Annotated in this window: 15 protein-coding genes; 10 read left to right on the forward strand and 5 right to left on the reverse strand. The window is 66.0% G+C overall.

What is annotated here, in order from left to right; all coding sequences use genetic code 11:
• Positions 1-29: 29 nt before the first annotated feature.
• Positions 30-722 (forward strand): ThuA domain-containing protein, encoded by a 693-nt coding sequence (locus tag M8J71_RS03710; protein WP_256246656.1) that lies wholly within the window; start codon positions 30-32, stop codon positions 720-722.
• Positions 723-768: 46 nt separating this feature from the next.
• Positions 769-2,685 (forward strand): DUF2264 domain-containing protein, encoded by a 1,917-nt coding sequence (locus M8J71_RS03715; RefSeq protein ID WP_256246657.1) that lies wholly within the window; start codon positions 769-771, stop codon positions 2,683-2,685.
• Positions 2,686-2,733: 48 nt separating this feature from the next.
• Here the strand turns inward: M8J71_RS03715 and M8J71_RS03720 are convergent, their stop codons facing one another.
• The 3 genes from M8J71_RS03720 to M8J71_RS03730 form a co-directional block, all read right to left on the reverse strand.
• A complete protein-coding gene (locus tag M8J71_RS03720) occupies positions 2,734-3,483 on the reverse strand; it encodes a ThuA domain-containing protein (protein WP_256246658.1) in 750 nt (249 codons plus the stop codon).
• A complete protein-coding gene (locus tag M8J71_RS03725; protein ID WP_374114803.1) occupies positions 3,483-4,616 on the reverse strand; it encodes a Gfo/Idh/MocA family protein in 1,134 nt (377 codons plus the stop codon). The genes M8J71_RS03720 and M8J71_RS03725 overlap by 1 nt, the downstream gene beginning before the upstream one ends.
• Before the next feature lie 245 nt (positions 4,617-4,861).
• Positions 4,862-8,380 carry a discoidin domain-containing protein gene (locus M8J71_RS03730; protein ID WP_256246659.1) on the reverse strand — a complete coding sequence of 1,173 codons (3,519 nt, stop codon included), beginning with the start codon at positions 8,378-8,380 and terminating at the stop codon, positions 4,862-4,864.
• A 295-nt stretch (positions 8,381-8,675) separates the two neighbouring features.
• Here M8J71_RS03730 and glnT point away from each other — a divergent pair, with 295 nt between their 5' ends.
• The 6 genes from glnT to M8J71_RS03760 all read left to right on the forward strand — a co-directional run bounded on the left by glnT (position 8,676) and on the right by M8J71_RS03760 (position 15,664).
• Entirely contained in the window at positions 8,676-10,085 is a 1,410-nt protein-coding gene (gene glnT / locus M8J71_RS03735; RefSeq protein WP_256246660.1) for a type III glutamate--ammonia ligase, read from the forward strand.
• Positions 10,086-10,139: 54 nt separating this feature from the next.
• Positions 10,140-11,048, forward strand: a complete 909-nt coding sequence (locus tag M8J71_RS03740) for a glutamine amidotransferase (protein WP_256246661.1) — start codon at positions 10,140-10,142, stop codon at positions 11,046-11,048.
• Positions 11,036-11,776, forward strand: coding sequence for a protein glxC (locus M8J71_RS03745; RefSeq protein WP_256246662.1), 741 nt, complete (start codon positions 11,036-11,038; stop codon positions 11,774-11,776). The genes M8J71_RS03740 and M8J71_RS03745 overlap by 13 nt, the downstream gene beginning before the upstream one ends.
• A 9-nt stretch (positions 11,777-11,785) precedes the next feature.
• Complete coding sequence (locus M8J71_RS03750; protein ID WP_256246663.1) at positions 11,786-13,159, forward strand: FMN-binding glutamate synthase family protein; 1,374 nt, start codon at positions 11,786-11,788, stop codon at positions 13,157-13,159.
• An 8-nt stretch (positions 13,160-13,167) separates the two neighbouring features.
• Positions 13,168-14,319: an FAD-dependent oxidoreductase gene (locus M8J71_RS03755; RefSeq protein WP_256246664.1), complete on the forward strand. Its 1,152-nt coding sequence runs from the start codon at positions 13,168-13,170 to the stop codon at positions 14,317-14,319.
• Between the two features lie 67 nt (positions 14,320-14,386).
• Positions 14,387-15,664 (forward strand): allantoate amidohydrolase, encoded by a 1,278-nt coding sequence (locus tag M8J71_RS03760; protein WP_256246759.1) that lies wholly within the window; start codon positions 14,387-14,389, stop codon positions 15,662-15,664.
• Positions 15,665-15,683: 19 nt separating this feature from the next.
• On the opposite strand, the gene M8J71_RS03765 is transcribed toward M8J71_RS03760, so the two are convergent.
• Entirely contained in the window at positions 15,684-16,256 is a 573-nt protein-coding gene (locus M8J71_RS03765) for a dihydrofolate reductase family protein (protein WP_256246665.1), read from the reverse strand.
• A 128-nt stretch (positions 16,257-16,384) separates the two neighbouring features.
• Here M8J71_RS03765 and M8J71_RS03770 point away from each other — a divergent pair, with 128 nt between their 5' ends.
• Positions 16,385-17,077: a helix-turn-helix domain-containing protein gene (locus M8J71_RS03770; RefSeq protein ID WP_256246666.1), complete on the forward strand. Its 693-nt coding sequence runs from the start codon at positions 16,385-16,387 to the stop codon at positions 17,075-17,077.
• Positions 17,078-17,328: 251 nt separating this feature from the next.
• Positions 17,329-18,618, forward strand: coding sequence for an ammonium transporter (locus tag M8J71_RS03775; protein WP_256246667.1), 1,290 nt, complete (start codon positions 17,329-17,331; stop codon positions 18,616-18,618).
• Between the two features lie 146 nt (positions 18,619-18,764).
• On the opposite strand, the gene M8J71_RS03780 is transcribed toward M8J71_RS03775, so the two are convergent.
• Positions 18,765-19,757, reverse strand: a complete 993-nt coding sequence (locus M8J71_RS03780) for a glycoside hydrolase (RefSeq protein WP_256246668.1) — start codon at positions 19,755-19,757, stop codon at positions 18,765-18,767.
• Between the last annotated feature and the right edge of the window lie 17 nt (positions 19,758-19,774).

Below are 19,774 nucleotides of genomic sequence, written 5' to 3' on the forward strand. Positions count from 1 at the left end.
AAAGGGCCGCACGTCCGAAAGCGTTGCTGTTGAGCGGCGCTGGGCGCTACGCCGACCCGTGGCACCCGTTCGCTGAGACGTCCACGGCGTTGGCGGGGTTCCTCCGGGAGGCGGGATACGACGTCGACATCCCCGCTGACGTGGACGCCGCCTTGGCGGGACTTGCCCGTGCTGACGCGGCGGACCTGCCGGATCTCCTGGTGGTCAATGTCGGCCTGCCGCGTGATGGGCTGCCATCCCCCGGTACCCCGGATGCCGCGGCGGGGTTGTCCAGCTGGCTCAAATCACCGCGTCCCCTGCTCGCCAGCCATGTCAGCGCCACCAGCTTCGTGGACCTGCCCGAGTGGGAGGCCGGACTGGGCGGACGCTGGGTGCGGGGACAGTCCATGCATCCCGAATACGGGCCCGCAGCCATTCACATGGTGCCGGACTCCAGCCCCCTCGTGGCAGGGATTCCGGACTTCAAACTGCTCGATGAGCGGTATTCCTGGTTGCGGACCGCTCCGGGCATCAGCATCCATGCCACACACACCCACGAAGGGGTGGAGCACCCGGTGGTCTGGTCATTCGAACGTCCGGTACCCGGCTCAGAACCTGCCGGCCGGACCTTCTACGATGCCCTGGGCCACGACGCCGCCTCCTACGAATCCGCCGAACACGGGGAACTGCTGCGCCGAGCCATCTCCTGGCTGACGTTGCCGCCAAGACCCGCTGCCGCCTGATGCCGCTGACCCTCTGATGCCGCTGTCACCGAACCCTGAGGACTCCATGCCCGCCACAACTCCTCCCGTGTCCCTGGCCCTGCCTGCCCTGGACCGAACGCTTTCGCCGTACACCGGACTCACCCGAGAACACTGGTGCGCTTACGCGGACTACCTCCTGCGCTCGGCCCACCGCTACGCCAGTGATGATCACGCCAACCTGCACCTTCCCGGGGCCAACAGCGCCTACGGACCGCGAAGCGATTCGCTGGAAGCCTTCGCCCGGACCTTCCTGCTGGCATCCTTCCGGATCAAGGGCGACCCGGCGGGCACCGGCTGGATTGCTGACTGGTACGCGCAGGGGCTGGACGCCGGAACCAATCCGGCCAATCCGGACCGGTGGCCCACCCCGGGAGAGCTCGGCCAGGCGAAAGTGGAGGCGGCATCCGTGGCGGTTGGCCTCGCCCTGACCCGGGGCCTCCTGTGGAACAAACTTCCGCAGCGGGTCCAGGAGCAATTGGTCGCGTGGTTCGAAACGGTGATCGGCGAGGAGTACCCGCCCATTAACTGGGTCTGGTTCCAGATTGTTGTCGAAACCTTCCTGGCCTCCGTGGGCGGCAGGTACTCGGATGAGGACATCGACGCAGGCCTGGCCGTTCACGACTCCCTGTACCGGGACCACGGCTGGTTCGCCGACGGGCCCGAACGCGCCTACGACCACTACGTGGGCTGGGCCTTCCAGGTCTATCCGCAGCTGCTGCAGCTCATGGCACCGGAGGATCCACGGGTCAAGGCGCGGGCAAAGCTCGACGGCGACCGGCTCGCGGACTTCCTGGACGACGCCGTGCACCTGGTGGGGGCCAACGGCGCCCCGCTCATCCAGGGCCGCAGCCTCATCTACCGCTTCGCCGCTTCGGCACCATTCTGGTCCGGCCAGCTGCTGGGTAACACCCGGTTGAGCCCGGGCGTCAGCCGGCGGGCGGCGTCCGGCATCCTGGACTACTTCGTCAAGCGCGGGGCCATCACCGATGACGGCCTGCTCTCCATCGGTTTCCACGGCGAGTTCCCCGGGATGAAGCAGTCCTATTCCGGCGCCGGCTCACCCTACTGGGCGGCAAAAGGCATGATGGGCCTGGCCCTGCCGGCAGACCATCCCGCCTGGACCGCGGTGGAGGAGCAGCTGCCGGTGGAAGTCAGCGATACGCGCCGGTTGCTGGCCGCTCCAGGCTGGCAGGTGGACGGGACTGTCGCCGACGGCGTGGTCCGCATCCGGAACCACGGTACGGACCATGCCAACGCCGGCGTTGCGGTGGCTGACTCGCCCCTCTACGCCCGGCTCGGCTACTCCACCGCCACTTTCCCGGACCTGGAGCCGGAATCCCTGGACAACGCCGTCGTCCTGGTGGACGGCGACGGCAAGCTCACCCACCGGACGGGCTTTGAGTACCTCGGTCAGCAGGACGTGGACGGGGTGTCAGTCGGGATCTCCCGAGGCACTTTGAACTGGATAGCCTTTGATCCCGACGCCGGCCCCGACCACGGCAGCGGCGCCAAGGGGACAGCGACCCCGGGGCCGGAGGTGACGGTTGTTTCCATGACGCGCGGTGCTGTTGAGCTGCGGCTGCTCCGGGTGCGGGGCACGGAGTTGGCTGTAGAAGGAAGACTGCGGATCGGCGGCTGGCCGGTGGACGCGGCATCCGGAATGGTCAGCGAGGTCCGCCCCGTGCCCGGCTTCGGGGTGCCCTTGACTGACCTCGGAATCTGGCGCCGGGACGGGCCGCACCCCATGGGGGAGCAGCTCACCATTCCCTGGATGGGCACCTCCGGCGCGGCCATCGACGGCGACTATGCCGCCGTCGTCATCCTTTCCAGCACGGGAAGTGCGGAAGCCGGCACCATCCGCCATCTCCCAGGGGAAGGATTTGAATTCGCCGGCGGCACCGTCATTAGCCTCGCCGACGCACTGGAGTTTTTGTCCAGATAAGACGACTTAAAGGCTGGCCTCGAAGTCCGCATATCTGGACAAAAACTCTTAGGTTTGCGCGAACCACTCCCGGGCAGGGTTGGTCACTTCCGGAATCGCGCGGTGCAGCTCCGGCTGCGCGGCCCAGCGCACCCCGTTGGCCAGCACCCGCTGGATCTGCGGGTGGTGGTACACCGGGTATTCCTGGTCGCCCGGGCTGAAGTAGAAGATGCGGCCCTTGCCCCGGGTGAAGGTGACGCCGGAACGGAATACCTCACCGCCCGCGAAGGAGCTGATGAAGATCAGGTCGTCCGGGTCCGGGATGTCGAACAGTTCCCCGTACATCTCCTGCTCGGGGATAACGATGGGGCTGTCCACGCCTTCGGCAATGGGGTGCGACGGCTTCACGGTCCACACCAGCTCGCGCTCGCCGTCGTTCCGCCACGCGAGGGAGCAGCTGGTGCCCAGCAGCCTGGTGAAGACCTTTGCGAAGTGCCCCGAGTGGAGGACGATCAGCCCCATCCCGCCGAGGACGTGGCGGTGGACGCGTTCGACGACGGCATCGCTCACCTCGTGATGGGCCATGTGTCCCCACCAGAGCAGGACGTCCGTCTCGGCAAGGACCTCCTCGTCAAGGCCGTGTTCGTCATCGGTGGCCAGGACCGCCGTCGTGATCTCTGCCTCGGGATAGTAGGAGCGGAGCCCCGCGGCGATGGCGCCGTGGATGCCGTCAGGGTAGATCTCCCCGATGTGGGACGGCTCGTTGATGGCTTCGTGGACGCCCTCGTTCCAGACCCGGATCTTCAGTTTGCCGTTCATTAGAGACGAACCTCCTTTTGCTCCCGCGCGGACTGGTAGCACGCGTCGATGATTTGTGCCCGGTAAAGCGCCAGGGCTCCATCGTGCTCACCCCAGACATCCTTGCCCCCTCGCACCGCCGCCACGAAATCTTCCACAACTCCGTCATGCGCGCGGCCCGGCAACACCGGCGGCACGTAATCGGCGCTCTCGCCGTCCTTTTCGGTGAATACCCGAAGCTGGCCCACGGGTGGAAATGGTGCGCCCTGTACCTTCAGTTCGGCGCCGCCGTCCGTCCCGTAGACCGTGAAGTCCAGGAGGTCGTCCGTTTCCCGGTAGGTGGCCCAGCTTGCCTCGATCAGCAGGGTCCCGCCGCCTTCGAGCCGGAGGAATGCGGACGCGAAATCTTCCACCTCAAACGCGTGGCTGGAGGCCAGTGCTGAGTACTCGCTGCCGCCACCCCGCCCCTGCGGGCCCAGCTCCGAGTGGGTGGCGGCGGAAACGGCCACCACTTTGGGCTCGCCGAGAAGATGCAGTGCGTAATCCAGCGCGTGGACGCCGATGTCTGCCAGCGGTCCGCCCCCTGCAAGCTCAGGATTGGTAAACCAGCTGCCCAGCGTGGGGATGCCGGAGCGGCGCAGCCAGGATGCCTTGGCGTAGTACGGCCGGCCCAGCCCGCCGTCGTCGATCACACCCTTCAGGGCCTGGATGTCGCCGCGGCGGCGGTGGTTGAAGGCGACGTCCAGGACGCGTCCTGCCTTGCGGGCCGCGTCCACCATGGACTGGCCTTCGGCGGCGTTGCGCGCGATCGGCTTCTCGCTCAGCACGTGTATTCCGCGTTCCAGGGCGGCCACGGCGATGGGTGCGTGCAGGAAGGTAGGCACTGCCACGCTTACCGCGTCCAGGCCGCCATGCTCCAGCATCTCTTCCCACTCCGCGAAGGCATTGGGAATGGAGTATTCAGCCTGCAGGGAGTCGCGGAGGTCCTGCTCCATCCCTGCCAGGGACACGATGCGGACACCGGCCAGCGAATCGTAGGCCTTGAGGTGCTGCTGGCCGGCCCAGCCAATGCCGACGACGCCCACCCTCAGGTCCTCTACGGGCTCGTTCCCCGGGGGAGCGGAGCGCTGTCCTGGCGACTGGTGGTTGTCCACTGATCTTCCTTATCTCTTGGAGGCGGGGGAAGGATTCGAAGCTGCCGTGTCCGTGCTGTGCGTTGCTGCGCTGGGTTTTCAGTTGCTGCGGCGGGTTTTCAACAGCATAGCCGCCTGCCACTTACGGGACGTGGAACTGCGGCTTCGAAGGGCAACGCAAACGGCCGTTGCACCACCTTGTGCGGGTGCTGCAACGGCCGTCCCTGCGTTTCGCCCCGAAAGGGTCAAGGCAATTGCCTCAGCGGCTAGTGTGAAGCGAAGTAGCTAACGCATTCCCCCAGGTTCTTGAACGTTGGTGACGGGCTCGTCGTCCAGCCGTCGTTCTTGCATGCGTCCTTGCCGGTGGAGAAGGCGAGGCGGTACTCCTTCGTGGTGCCGTCCGGCGCCGTGACGGTGACTACCGCCGTCGGGCTTTCAGTTGTTGCCTGCTGCACGGCCACCTTCGCGTTTGTGTCCAGGGGAAGGCCGACGACGGCGGGAGCGGCCGATGCGGTCAGCACCCGGTAGTCCGTGCTTCCGGGGGTAAAGCCGACCACCGAAGCCTGGTCCACGAGCAGCCTGCCGAGGTCCGCAAGGCCTGCTTCACCCAACCGGCTCCCGGCGATGGCAACTTCGGAGACCTTTGTGTACGAGCCCGTGGTGACGAATGTAACCCGGATGCCGCGTGTAATGACCGGGTCAAAACGGACGGTGACGGGTGCCGCCGTCGAAAGTCCCGTGATGGAGCCGGCCGACGTGTCCTGCCAAGCGCCGGAAGCGTCCTGGTACTGGACCTTGAGGCTCTGGGCAGCCCTCTCGGCGGAAACCACTGTTACCGAATCCACGGTGTAGTCGCGGCTGAAGGCGTAGCTCAGGCTGTCGCTGTTGCGGCCGCCGCTCACCCAGTTGGACCAGCGGGTGGAGGCGTTGGCGTCGCAGGTGTTCCTGGCGATGTACGAGCCTTCGGTGTAGCTGGCAGCCACAGCCGTAGTGGGGTCGTCCTTGCAGATGTTGCTGCTCGCAACACGGTCCACCACCAGAACGGTCAGCGTGGCGTCAAGCTCACCCGCCTTGCCCGGAACGGCCAGCGTCCGGGCCGCCTGCAATGCCGACACATCGAGCGAAGCCCAGTCCCACACCACATCCAACGGGTTCCGGGCAGGACCGTCGCCGATCTGCCCGGGGACGCTGGTCGGGGCAGCCGCCTGCACCTCAGCCAGCGTGGAACCCACACCGACGGTCACTGACGCCGGATCAGTTGCCACGTACTTGCCCACGGTTACGGTGAGTTCCGCATCATCGAAGGCCTGCCCGTACGGATCCGTACCGTAACCCCGGACAGTTACTTTGCCTTCCTTCTGCCAAACGGCCGGGTCCACGTTCTCCCATGTCACCGCCAGCGGCTTACCTGCACCCGCCTCATACAGTGGGGTCACGGTGGTGGGGAGGGCAGGCGCGACGCCGATGGGCGTGCTCAGTTGGATGGGTTCCGTTCCGAGCAGCACAAGGTCCGCGAGGTCGGTGAATCCCCATGCCTGGTGCGGGCTTGCAGTGGCGGTGGCCGTGGTGCCGGTGGAAGAGCCGAGGGAGACCCCGGTTCCGGCGGCGGTCTGGTTGCCCGAAACCTGAAGGGCAATCGCCGACGCAGCGTTCACCAGGGACCACTGCTTGCCGTTTTCGGTGGTGACGATCCATTGCGAATCCGGGTTCGCCTTCGCCTGTTCAAGGGACATCGCTGACAGGGTAGCGGCGCCGGATTGGCTGCCGTTGAGGACACCGCCATTGCCCGTCAGCACGCGCCCGTCCTTGTTGGTGACCACCCAGCGGCGGTCATTGGCGAACTCGTCGTCGCTGTTCACGGCGTTGAAGGTCCAGACCTGCGGCGTAACGCCTGCAGCGTCCAGGCCCAGTTCCTCGATCGACGCCGTTCCGTCGGCACGCGCCGTCAGGTACTTGCCGCTGGCCTCACCGCCGAGGTGGTAGCTGCGGCCGTCCCGGACCGGTGCGGCGTCGGCCGAAACTCCACTGACGCCGTCGACGACGAACGTCACCACTGACGCGGCAGGAACGTCAAGCGTCGCGGACTTTGCCGTGACATCGACTGCCACCGGGTTGCCCTTCACGAGGGCGTTCTTCTCGATGTCATCCAGGGGCGACTTGGTGGTGACCACGGGTGTGACGGTGGCACCAGAGGCGATGCTGCCGAACCGGCTGAGGTCGATGGTGACCTTCTCCGCCGTCGGGGTGTCATTGAAGTGCACCAGGGTAGCGCCGTTCCCGTCTGCGTCCAGGGCGCTCGCCGTCTTGGCGTTGTCATTCTGGATGAGGAAGTCGCCGGGGCGGATGTAGTGGGTGAAGTTCCGGGTGGTGTTGTATTTCTGGTTGGTCAGGACCCGGCATTTAGCCTGATCCGGGGAAGCACCGTCATTCAGCCGCCGGTTGGAGAACCCTTCGCGACCCTGGTAGTTGCAGTCGAAGTCCACGTAAATGGAGCCCCAGCCCTTGTCGGCCTTTTCCTGCTTGTAGGTGTCCTCCACCGGCTGCCAGAACACCCAGGCGTCCGGTTCGAGTTCGCGGAGGTCGTTGACCATGCGGCCGGCGATGCCCAGGCCATTGGTGATGTTGGAGCGGTCCCAGCCGCTGGTGGAGTCGCCAAGCGCGGGATTTCCGGTCCAGAAGCCGCCCACTTCGCTCATCCAAAGGGGCTTGTCCGTGGAGCTCGCGAGGTCGCGGACGCGCCGGCGGTCGTTGGTGCCGTACGTGTGGACGTTCAGCTGGGAGACGGCGTCCTTGGCCTGTTGGCTGTAGCCGTTCCAGTTGGTCATGAACTTGTTCGGGTCAGTCTCGTCCATCGCGGAAATGACGGCGTCCGTGGTGGTGCTGTCCTTCGCCAGTTCGGCGGCGAGGAGCCTGGTGACGCGGTCCTGGGCCGCCGGATAGATCAGGGCACCCTCCTGCTTCTGGGTGTACGTGGTGGGCGGCTTGCCGGTGGCAGCGTTGATGTCGGTGCCCCAGTATCCGGAGTTTGGTTCGTTGAACGGATCGATGGTGTCCACGGTGATGCCGCTGCCCTGTTCGAGGAGTTCGACGGCGTGCTTCATGTACGCGGCGAACTTGGCTTCTGCTTCGGGCAGCAGGTTTTCGCCCTTTTTGGTGTTGACCTGGCCGGATACGTAGCCACTCCTGGTCATGAACCAGGGCGGGGAGTTGCTGAAAGCTTCCCAGTGGGTGATCTGCTGGTCCGCCGCAAGGCGTTCCACCCACCAGCGCTGGTTCTGGTCTGCCTCCGGGTTGTACGAGGCGGGGTCATGTGGGTTCCACTGTTCCAGGAACGCCAGCTTGTTGGACTGGGCGGGGTCCACCGAGCCGTCAGGGTTGTAGAGGTTGGAGGCGGCGGTTCCTGCCGGAGGTTCTGTGACCGGCTTCCACCAGCCCTCCACGGCGCTGCCGTCGTTGAGGTAGTCCGCGACGTCGGATGCGTTGCCGCCGCCTACGTTGTAGCGGGCAATGTTGAGGTTGAGTCCGTCCTCGCCGAACACCTTTTGGTAGAGCTCCTCGCGCAACTCGGGGGAGTAGCCCGCCGTCGCGTTGGCGAACCAGACGAGGCTGGTGCCCCAGCCCTGGAAGGCTTCGCTGCGGCTGGCCGGGTTGGGCGTAATGGTCACTGAGGTGGCTTCGGCTGCTGCGGCCGGCGCGGGCGGCAGCAGGGCGAGCCCGGCCGCTGCTGTTGCCGCGGCTGCCAAAGCGGCCACCGGCCTGCGTGATCTTCGGACGGAAAACGTCATTGTTGTACCTCGTATGTCAGGGGTTGCTGGTCCGGCCGTTGATCGGGTGCGATGCCGTGAAATCCCTCGGTCGTGATCCCGGGCAGCCGGTCAAGCGAGACTATGGGCGGCGTTGTGCTGTTACAAGCAATCCGAACAGGCTTGATCGGGCTCGGTCACAGCTGGTCACCTATGTTTTCCAGCAATTGTGAAACCTCCAATTAACATGCCGGCACGACGCCCGAAACGTGCATTTGGCTACTCTGATGCAACAAGGTTTACTAGTAGCTAACACTGACCGAACAGGAACGTTCCGATGACGAGTGTCGCAACCCCTGCTGTAACCGCCCAGGCAGAGGCCCAAAATCAGCAAACCGTTCCCCGGCCCGAAAGCCCCACGATTACCCTGCGGGACATTGCAAAAGCCCACGACGTCCGCTTCCTCCTGGCCACATTTGTGGATATGACCGGGAAGCCGTGCGCGAAGCTGGTCCCGGTGGAGGCCGCGGACGAGCTGGAAAGCGGTGCCATGGGCTTCGCCGGTTATGCCGCTGGCCTGATGGGACAGAAGCCGCAGGATTCGGACCTGATCGCGGTGCCGGACCTTGCCTCCTTCACGCCGGTTCCCTTCATCAAGGAGGGGCTGGCCATCATCCACTGCGACCCGCACGTCGACGGCAAGCCCTGGCCCTACGCCCCGCGGGTGATCCTGAAAAACACCCTGGCCCGCCTCGGGAGCATGGGGATGCAGGCCAAGGTGGGGGCGGAAGTGGAGTACTTCCTGGTGAAGAAGAACGACGACGGGACGTTGAGTACCGCCGATGACCGGGACGATTCACCCCGGCCCTGCTACGACGCCCGCGGTGTGACCCGCATGTATGAGCACCTCACCTCCATTTCCGATGCCATGAACGGCCTGGGCTGGGGCAACTACGCCAACGACCACGAGGACGCCGCCGGCCAGTTTGAGCAGAACTTCAACTACGCGGATGCGCTCACCACGGCGGACCGCGTTGTCACCCTCCGCTACATCCTGAACATCCTGGCCGAACAGCGCGGCATGACCGCCACCTTTATGCCAAAGCCCTTCACGGACCGCACAGGCACCGGCCTGCACTTCCACCTGTCCCTGTGGTCCGGCGCCGAGGCGCTGTTCCCGGCTGACGGGAACAAGGCGGACGACGGCGGCGGGGGCCTTGGGCTGTCAGGGCTCGCCTATGCATTCATTGCGGGCATCCTCGACCACGCCCCTGCCCTGCAGGCGTTCCTGGCACCTACCGTTAACTCCTACAAGCGGACCGGCGCCACTACCAGTTCATCCGGTGCCACGTGGTCTCCGCGGAAGGCTTCCTTCGGCGGGAACGACCGCACCCACATGATCCGGGTGCCTGACAACAAGCGGATCGAGCTGCGCTCCGGCGATGGTTCTGCAAACCCGTACCTGGCCATCGCCACTGCCGTCGCTGCAGGGCTTGACGGTGTGGAGAAATCGCTAGACCCCGGGCTGCCGTCGGGTCCGGGGGAGTCCAAGCCGGATGCCCACTTGCTTCCGGCCACCCTGCTCCATGCAGTGGAAGCGCTTCGGAAGGACCCCGTGATCCTGGCCAGCCTCAGCGGGGATGCGGAAATCGGCAAGTACTACGCGGATGCCAAGGAGGAGGAATTCCTGAGCTGGCACAACCAGGTCAGCGACTGGGAAATCCGCACGTATTTGACGTCGATCTAACCCAGCTTCTCTCTGGCCACTACCCCCAACCCTCATACCAAGCAAAGGACCACCATGTGCGGAATCGCCGCGCTGCAGTTGCGCAACCCCTCGCTGCACCCCCGGATGGGCAGCCTGCTGTCCTCGATGCTTTGCCAGATCGTGGACCGCGGACCGGACTCGGCCGGCCTCGCCGTTTACAACACCCCAGGCCTGGTCAAGGAAGGAACTTCGACGCTTAGCCTTTTGGGCAGGGACCAGGGCATGACGCCGGCGGCGATCACCGCAGGGGTCTCGGCAATGCTTCCAGCTGACTCCGCCGCAGCAGTTCAGGTGGTGGGCGATACCACCCTGGTGAGCGCCGCCGTCGGGACTGACCTGCTGGTGAAGGCCGTCACCGAAACCCTCCCGGCCGCCACCATCATTGGCCGCGGCGAGCATGTGGCCGTGATGAAGAGCGTGGGCCATCCGATGGAGATCGCCGCCGAGCACGGCCTCGAGGCAATGGCCGGAAGCCAGGGGCTGTCCCACACCCGGATGGCCACCGAATCCGCAGTCACCGCCGGCGGCTCACACCCCTTCTCCGTGGCAGATGACCTCTGCCTGGTCCATAACGGCTCGTTCTCCAACCACGCCACTGTGCGGCGGGGCCTCTTGCGCGAAGGCGTGGTGTTCGATTCCGAAAACGACACCGAAGTGGGCGCCCGCTATGTCGCTTCCCGGCTGAAGCAGGGCGACACCCTCGAGGAAGCACTGGTGAACCTGGGCAAGGTCCTAGACGGCTTCTACACCCTGGTGGTCACCACCGCGGACAGCATGGCCGTGGTCCGGGACCCCATCGCCTGCAAGCCGGCCATCATCGCCGAAACGGACGACTACGTGGCCATGGCCTCCGAATACCGTGCCCTGGCCGGCCTGCCCGGCATCAACAACGCCCGCATCTTCGAACCGGAACCCGGAAAGGTCTACACATGGTCACTCTGACAGCCCCCGAAACGTTTTCCCCGACAGCCGGCACCGCAGCCGCTGCCGCGGACCCAACAGTCCTCGACCTCGCCGCCAGCCCGGTTCGTGAACTCAACCAAACCATCCATAACGCCGCAGACGGTCAATCATGGACCGTCACCAACCCCGGCGGCAAGCACAGCCTGGCCGTCGGCATCGATGCGGACATCCAGGTGACCATCGAAGGCCACGCCGGCTACTACGCAGCCGGGATGCACCAAAAAGGCGACGTGACCATCAACGGCAATGCCGGCGTCGGACTGGCGGAGAACATTATGTCCGGCAGGGTCCACGTCACGGGAGATGCCTCCCAATCAGCCGCGGCCACCGGCCACGGCGGCCTGGTGGTCATCGACGGCAACGCCGGGGCCCGCTGCGGTATCTCCATGAAGGGCGTGGACATCGTGGTGGGCGGCAACATCGGCCACATGTCCGCGTTTATGGCGCAGGCCGGCCGGCTGGTGGTCTGCGGTGACGCCGGCGACGCACTCGGCGACTCCATCTACGAGGCCCGGATCTACGTCAAGGGCACCGTCGCCTCGCTCGGTGCGGACTGCGTCGAAAAGCCGCTGAAGGAAGAACACCTGGCCGAACTCGCGGAGCTGCTGGCCGCCGCCGGCCGCACCGACAACCCTGCCGACTTCAAGCGCTACGGCTCAGCCCGGAACCTCTACCACTTCCACGTCGACAACTCGACGCAGTACTAGGAGCCCACCATGACCATCACCTCCGTTCCTGCTCCTGCTGCAGCGTCCACTTACAACGCCCAACCGCAAAACATCGCCGAATTGGGCCTGCGCGAATCCGCCACGTTCGACCGCGCCGCCATCGCCGATATCCAGCGCGCCGCCGCCACCGGCGTCTACGACATCCGCGGCTGGGGCGCCAAGCGCAAAGTCCCGCACTTTGACGACCTGCTCTTCCTAGGCGCCTCCATGTCCCGTTACCCGCTGGAGGGCTACCGCGAAAAGTGCGATACCGACGTGGTCCTCGGCGACCGGCACGCCAGCAAGCCGCTGCACCTGCAGACCCCGGTGACCATCGCCGGCATGAGCTTCGGCGCACTGTCCGCCAACGCCAAGGAGGCGCTGGGCCGCGGCGCTTCGGAGGTAGGCACTTCCACCACAACGGGCGACGGCGGCATGACGCCTGAGGAGCGCGGCCAGTCCAAGCACCTCGTGTACCAGTACCTGCCGTCGCGTTACGGCATGAACCCGGACGACCTGCGCAAGGCCGACGCCATCGAAATCGTGCTGGGCCAGGGTGCCAAGCCCGGCGGCGGCGGGATGCTCCTGGGCCAAAAGATCACCGAACGCGTGGCCGGAATGCGCACTCTTCCGGTGGGTATCGACCAGCGCTCGGCGAGCCGACACCCGGACTGGACCGGCCCGGACGACCTCGAAATCAAGATCGGCGAACTGCGGGAAATCACCGACTGGAAGACCCCCATTTACGTGAAGATCGGCGCCTCCCGCCCGTACTATGACACGGCACTCGCGGTGAAGTCCGGCGCGGACGTGGTGGTGGTGGACGGCATGCAGGGCGGGACCGCTGCCACGCAGCAGGTGTTCATCGAAAACGTCGGTATCCCCACCCTCGCCGCCATCCCGCAGGCCGTCCAGGCGCTGCAGGAACTCGGCGTGCACCGGAAGGTCCAGCTCATTGTTTCCGGCGGCATCCGCACCGGGGCCGACGTCGCCAAGGCAATGGCCCTGGGTGCTGACGCCGTCGCCGTCGGCACGGCGGCGCTGATCGCCCTGGGCGACAATGATCCCCGCTACGCCGCCGAATACTCCGCGCTTGGCTCCGCCGCCGGGTTCTATGACGATTTCCAGGACGGCCGCGACCCCGCCGGCATCACCACCCAGGACCCGGAGCTCGCTTCCCGGCTGGACCCGGTGGCGGCCGGTAAGCGCCTGGCGAACTACCTCCGCGTCCTGACGATGGAGGCCCAGACCATTGCCCGGGCCTGCGGAAAGTCGCACCTGCACAACCTGGAACCCGAGGACCTGGTGGCGCTCACCATCGAAGCGTCAGCCATGGCACGCGTGCCGTTGGCCGGCACCTCGTGGATCCCCGGTGCAGGCTAGGCATGCCCATGGCTGACTCCTCCGACTATGTGGTGGTGGGCGCGGGCCTGGCCGGCGCCGCCACCGCCTGGCAGCTCGCGGCCCGCGGTCACCAGGTCACCATCCTGGAGCGCAACGTCCCGGCCAGCCACGACGGCAGCTCCCACGGGTCGGCGCGGATCTTCCGCTACGCCTACCCGGACCCCTTCTATACGCGGGCGGTCCTGGAATCCAAGGCGCTGTGGGACGGGCTCGCCCAGGACACCGACACCGCACTCATCAGCCCTGCTGGTGCCGTGGACTACGGCCCCGAACGCAATCCGCGGCTTCTGGCATCCGTGCTTTCCGGCGAAGGCATAGAGCACGAACTCCTGTCCGCCTCCGAGGCCCGGGCACGCTGGCCGCAGCTCGCCTTCGACACAGAGGTTCTCTGGCACCCCGGCGCCGGTGTCATCGACGCCGAAACCGCCGTAAATGCCATGGTTGCGCTGGCCGTCCGCAACGGCGCAGAGGTGCTGACCGGCTGGACCCTGCGCAGTATTGAACGCCAAGGCGCAGGCTACCGCCTGTTCTCCTCCACAGGGCAAACGTTCGACGCCGGAAACGTGGTCATCAGCGCCGGTGGCTGGCTGCCCGGGCTGCTGGGGCAGCTGTCCCTTCCGTCGGGCTTCGTGGCCGGGCTTCCGGAGATTACCGTCCGGCAGGAGCAGGCGTTCCACTTCCGGTACCGGGATCCTGAAAGCGCGGGCCAGTGGCCCACCTTCATTCATAAAGCTGCCGACATCCAGGCCTACGGGCTTCCCGGCGGACGGGACGCAGGCTTTGCGGGCCAGAAGGTAGCGGAGTACAACGGCGGCAAGTTCATCCCTTCCGCGGCGAAGCAGACCGGAGAAGTGGACCCGGCCAACCGCCGTCGGGTGGTGGACTACGTGCAGCGCTACCTGCCTGGCCTTGACCCGGAACCCTACGCCGAGACGACGTGCCTGTTCACCAACACTCCCCATGAGGACTTTCTCATCGACCGCATCGACAACCTCACCGTCCTGTCGCCCTGCTCGGGGCACGGCGCCAAGTTCGCGCCGCTCATCGGGCAGTGGGCTGCAGGCCTGGTTACCGGCACCGGCACCGGCAGCGTCCCGGATCGCTTCCGTTCTGCGACGGTGCCTGCCGGCGGCCGCTGAACACGCACCCTCCGCGCACCAAAACCACCTAAGGAACTTCGTGACCGCTTCGCTGCCTCCCGCCACCCTGCCGCTCCAGGAAACCCCTGCTGTCCCCTCCGCCACGGCGCCTACCACTACCTCGGTGAGCAGCCTCCTTAGGGACATTTCCGACGTCGGACGGGACAGGAACCGTGGAGGCTACTCACGCCCGGTGTTCTCTGGCGCGGAAACCGAACTGCGCAACTGGTTTGTAGAGCAGGCCGGACGGCGGGGGCTGGACGTCGATACTGACCACAACGGGATTATCTGGGCCTGGTGGGACACCACCGCTGGTACCCGGAAGGACGCCGTGGTTACCGGAAGCCACCTCGATTCCGTCCCTGGCGGCGGTGAGTACGACGGGCCGCTGGGAGTAGCATCGGCCCTGGTCGCCGTCGACATTTTGAAAGCCCGCCGGTTCCGGCCGCGGCGGCCCCTGGCGATTGCCGTCTTCCCCGAAGAGGAAGGCTCGCGGTTCGGTGTCGCTTGCCTTGGATCCCGCCTACTTACCGGGGAGCTTGCCCCCGACAAGGCGCGCCGGCTGAAAGACGCGGACGGCAACACGTATGCCGACATCGCGTCAGCCAACGGCCAGGATCCCCGGCTGATCGGTGCGGACTACACAACCCTCCAGCAGCTCGGTCTCTTCGTGGAACTGCACGTTGAGCAGGGCCGGGGACTGATCGACCTGCACCAGCCGGTGGCCATCGGGTCATCGATCCTGGGTCACGGCCGGTGGAAATTGACCATCTCCGGGCAGGGAAACCATGCAGGGACAACCCTTATGGCCGGCCGCAGGGACCCGATGATCGCCGCGGGCAAAATCATGGTCAGCATCCGCGACACAGCCCGGAAGTACCGTGACGCCAGGGCCACCGTGGGCCGGCTGCAGCCGGTACCCGGGGGGACCAACGTGATCGCCTCCCGGGTGGACTTGTGGATTGACGTCCGGCACCCGAACGACTCCGTCACTGCCGCGCTGGTGGAAGCCATCGGGCTGAACGCCGAGCTGATGGCAGCCGAAGAGGGGTGCACGGCCAGCCTGACCACCGAGTCGCTGAGCCCCACGGTGCATTTCGACGGCGGTCTGCGGGACCGGCTTCAGGCCCTGCTGCCGGATGCTCCTGTCCTGGACACCGGGGCAGGGCACGACGCCGGAGTCCTCAGCTCGCAGATCCCCACCGCGATGCTGTTTGTCCGCAACCCCACGGGCGTCTCGCACTCGCCCGAGGAGCTGGTGGAGGACTGGGACGCGGAGGCGGGCGCCGTCGCGCTCGCGGACTCACTGGCAGGGCTGCTGGGTGAGGCGTGTGTGGTCGGATAGGGCGGGCGAATTCTTTGCTTTAGTTCCGCACCCGGTACGTCATCAGGACACAGCCGCCGGCGATGGTGCGTGCCTCTGCCAGTTCGAGGGCAATGCGGCGCGTTTGCTGGAAAAACGGGACGCCTGAACCAAGCAGCACGGGATGCACATTGAGGCTGATCTCATCTATCAGGCCAGCCTCGAAGAGCGAGCCCGCAAGTTCCCCGCCGCCCATCAGGCAGATGCCCTTGCCCGGCTGATCCTTGAGATGCTTGACGAAGCCGGCCGCGTCGGAAGAGACGAGTTCCACTCCGGGCTGGGGTTCCGTCAGCGTGCGTGAAAAGAGGTAGGTGGCAACAGCCGGGATGCCGCTGTCGTCGTTACTTGCCGACGGTTTGCCCTGGCCTGAGTCGCCGCCTGACTCCCCACCCATGCCTTGGGTCGCCGCGAATTCCCAAGTCTTCCGGCCCATCAGCACGGCGTCCACGGTGGACCAGTACGCGCCCATCACTTCCTCGACGTCACGGCTGAAATGGAGCCAGTCGAGGGCGCCATCGCTACCGGCGATGAATCCGTCAAGGCTGCATGCTGCACCATAAGTTACGGTCCGCACCGGTCTTCCTTTCACTCCCATGTCCTACCAAAACTGTAGGCAGGCGCCGGAACCTTGGCTACGGCGCCGACGCTGCACGAGCCGGACGGCCGGAGGCGGCCCGGCGGGGCGCACCTATGATGGCTCCTATGACCAATCACGCCCCGGACGGAACCGACGCGGCGGACACCGCCGCCGATGCTGCCGAGGCGGGTGCCGCCGTCGGGAAGCCCTCGGGAGTCGGAACCGGCGCCGGTGGGTCCCCGGACGACGCAGCCGCCCCGGGGAAATTGGAGCAGGTCATTGCCAGGCAGGTCCGGCATTACCGCACCGCCAATGGTCTGTCCTCGGCGGAGCTTGCTGCCCGCACGGGCCTGTCCAAGGCCATGATCTCAAGGATCGAAACGGCCACCACCTCCTGTTCGCTGACCACGCTGCAGCGGCTGGCGGACGGCCTGAAGATTCCCGTGACCGCGTTGTTCCGTGGCGCTGACACAGACCGGGACGCCACCTTCACCAAAAGCGGCCAGGGGAGCCTGACCGTCCGAAGCGGCACCCAGCACGGCCACGAATACCGGGTCCTGGGTACGCTCAAGGGCCGGACGGACGCGCTCGAACCCACCCTGGTGACACTTACCGACGCCTCCGATGTTTTTCCCCTGTTCCAGCACCCGGGAACGGAATTCATCTACATGCTTTCCGGGAAGATGGTGTACGGCCACGGCGCCTACGAGTACGCCATGGAGCCGGGGGATTCGCTGCTGCTGGACGGTGAGGGCCCGCACGGTCCGCTGGAGCTGCTCGACCTGCCCATCAAGTTCCTGGCCGTCTCTGCCAAGTAGCTCTTCCGGCCCTTGCTCCCGCATGCCCGGGGGGAGTCTGCGCTCAGCGTGACGCCTGAAACTCGCGCGTCAATGACTGAAACCATCATTTAACACACCGGAAACCCACCCCGAAACGGCCGCCATACAGTTGGAACCAGACGGCAATAGCTGCCCTCCGATGAACGTGGTACTGACTCCGCGTCCCTCCTCCGGAGTGGCTCCAACGGGCGATTTGGCGTTCTCTCCTCGCATCACGAAAGGGGTTTCCCATGGATTCGGGAAATGTCGCTTGGATTCTGGCCAGTTCCGCGCTGGTCTGCATGATGATCCCCGCCTTGGCCCTGTTTTATGGGGGCATGGTGGGGTCGCGCCGCATTCTTAACATGATGATGATGTGCTTCGGCGGGGCCAGCCTGGTGGCCGTCCTCTGGGCGCTCTTCGGATACTCGATGGCCTTCGGAAATTCGGTAGCCGGCCTGGGGCTCATCGGAGACGTCACGGAATTTCCGGGTATGGCGCAGCTGCTCCCGGCGGACGAGGGTGCTTCCATCCCGGTGGTCCTGTTCGCCGCGTTCCAGCTGTTCTTCGCCTGCGTCACCACAGCCCTGGTTGCCGGAGCCGCAGCCGGGCGGATGAAGTTCGGCGCGTGGATGCTGTTCGCCGGCATCTGGGCCACCATTGTCTATTTCCCCATCGCACACTGGGTGTTCGCCTTCTCCTCCGCTGATGGCAGTGTCACCGGCGGCTGGATCGCCAGCGGCATCAAGGCCATCGACTTCGCCGGCGGAACCGCTGTGCACATGAACGCCGGCGCAGCTGCCCTGGCTCTGGCACTCGTCCTGGGCAAAAGCTCAGGCTGGCCCAAGGTGGAACACGCGAAGCCGCACAGCCGTCCGCTGGTGCTCATCGGCGCCGGACTGCTGTGGGTGGGCTGGTTCGGGTTCAACGCCGGCTCCGCACTTTCCGCCGGCCAGTCGGCGTCGGTGGTTTTCCTTAACACAGCTGTTGCAGCTTCGGCAGGCCTTCTTGCCTGGGCACTCGTGGAGCGCCTCCGCCGCGGCGCAGCCACCAGCATGGGTGCAGCGTCCGGCCTGATCTCCGCACTGGTTGCCATCACTCCCGCCTGTGGCGCCGTGAGCCCCCTCGGCGCGGTGGCCATCGGTGCAATCGCCGGGGCCGTCTGCTCGCTGGCCATCGAGCTGAAGTTCCGCCTGGGCTATGACGATTCGCTCGACGTCGTAGGCGTCCACCTGGTGGGCGGCATCCTCGGCACGCTGCTCATCGGCCTGTTTGCTACCGACGCCGCACCCAACGCCGTCAACGGACTGTTCTATGGCGGCGGCGTCGAACTCCTCGGTGTCCAGGCCCTCGCAACGGTCACGGTGCTGGCTTACTCCTTTGGCATCACCTGGATCCTGGCGAAGATCCTGGACAAGACTATTGGCCTGCGCATCCATCCCGAGGACGAAATGCGCGGCATTGACCTCGCCGCCCACTCCGAACTGGCGTACCTGACGGACGAAGATCCGGTGGAGCTCGGCTCGCCGCAGCGGACCTGACGGGTATTTGAGAAGTCCGGGCGGGGGTGCCCGAAGTACGCGTCAGGCAGAGGGCCAAACCTTGGACCGGTGCCGGCAGCAGCCGGCTTATAGTTCCAGGGTTTGGCCCTTTGTCTTGCTTCCCGCGCGGGAGGGCTGTTCGATGATCAGGGCTCGTCGCAGACCAGGTTGCCGCCACGGACTTCCAAGAGCGCCGCCCGGACGTGGCTGAGGCGGGTCTTGGGGTCGGGTGCCATGGTGTCGATGTCTTCGCCGCCCCAATGCGGGTGGGTGAAGTAGACCAGCAGGGCGCGTTCCCTGCCGTCCTCCCCGGCTGGAAGCAGCACCACATCAGCATGGCGTCCGACGACGGGCCTGCCGCCCACGTGCTCCGGTTGCGTCAGGATGAGCCCGCCCAGGTGTTCCTGCCGGACCCAGCCGCCGGCGGCGTTCTCAGAACGGTAGACCGCCTGGCCCCGCCATTCATCAACGATCATCCAGTAGGTCCCCTCGAGCTGGAAGACCTTGGGCCCTTCATGCGGGCGGCCGGGAATGGTGAGTCCTTCAAGAACCCACGACGACGGGTCCTGAGGTGTGTCGCTGACCGCGCTGTACGTGTTGGAGCCGTGGGCTTCGTCCTTGTACCAGAGGCGGTAGCGGCCATCCCCGCAGAGTGCCACGGCGGCATCGATGACCCGCGGGGAATCCAGATCGACTGCGCCGAGGTACTCCCACGTCACGAGGTCGTGGCTGGCAAACTGGACGATGGACGCGGTGCCGGTCCAGTCAGTCCGTACCCCGCCGAGCACGGTCAGGTACATGATCCAACGTTCGCCAATTCTTACGACGTCGGGAGCCCAGAGAGTAGCCGGCTGTTCCGTTTCCGGAGGCACCAGGCCGCCCACGGTGCCTTGGTATCTCCAGCTCCGTCCGCCGTCGGAGGACCTCGCAACGCCGATGGCTGTGCCGTGAACCCACTCGACTCCGGTCAGCCCCGGCACCGTGGCACGCCGCTGGGTGTAGAACAGCACCCACTCGCCGGTGAGTTGGTCCGGAACCAGGATGGGGTCCGTGGGCCCGTCCCAGACGGGGTCGCGGTAGGGACTGGTGAAGGCATCCGGGCGCAGGGGCTTGAGGGCGTTTACTTGCTGTTGCGACACGCGCTTCTCCAACGTTG

The sequence above is a fragment of the Pseudarthrobacter sp. R1 genome (genome assembly GCF_024494415.1).
Lineage (GTDB): Bacteria > Actinomycetota > Actinomycetes > Actinomycetales > Micrococcaceae > Arthrobacter.

Coding starts and splice junctions, on each gene's coding strand:
- glnT (WP_256246660.1), top strand. CDS start 8,676: ATGACGAGTGTCGCAACCCCTGCTGTAACCGCCCAGGCAGAGGCCCAA.
- M8J71_RS03740 (WP_256246661.1), top strand. CDS start 10,140: ATGTGCGGAATCGCCGCGCTGCAGTTGCGCAACCCCTCGCTGCACCCC.
- M8J71_RS03745 (WP_256246662.1), top strand. CDS start 11,036: ATGGTCACTCTGACAGCCCCCGAAACGTTTTCCCCGACAGCCGGCACC.
- M8J71_RS03730 (WP_256246659.1), bottom strand. CDS start 8,380: ATGACGTTTTCCGTCCGAAGATCACGCAGGCCGGTGGCCGCTTTGGCA.
- M8J71_RS03755 (WP_256246664.1), top strand. CDS start 13,168: ATGGCTGACTCCTCCGACTATGTGGTGGTGGGCGCGGGCCTGGCCGGC.
- M8J71_RS03720 (WP_256246658.1), bottom strand. CDS start 3,483: ATGAACGGCAAACTGAAGATCCGGGTCTGGAACGAGGGCGTCCACGAA.
- M8J71_RS03775 (WP_256246667.1), top strand. CDS start 17,329: ATGGATTCGGGAAATGTCGCTTGGATTCTGGCCAGTTCCGCGCTGGTC.
- M8J71_RS03770 (WP_256246666.1), top strand. CDS start 16,385: ATGACCAATCACGCCCCGGACGGAACCGACGCGGCGGACACCGCCGCC.
- M8J71_RS03750 (WP_256246663.1), top strand. CDS start 11,786: ATGACCATCACCTCCGTTCCTGCTCCTGCTGCAGCGTCCACTTACAAC.
- M8J71_RS03715 (WP_256246657.1), top strand. CDS start 769: ATGCCCGCCACAACTCCTCCCGTGTCCCTGGCCCTGCCTGCCCTGGAC.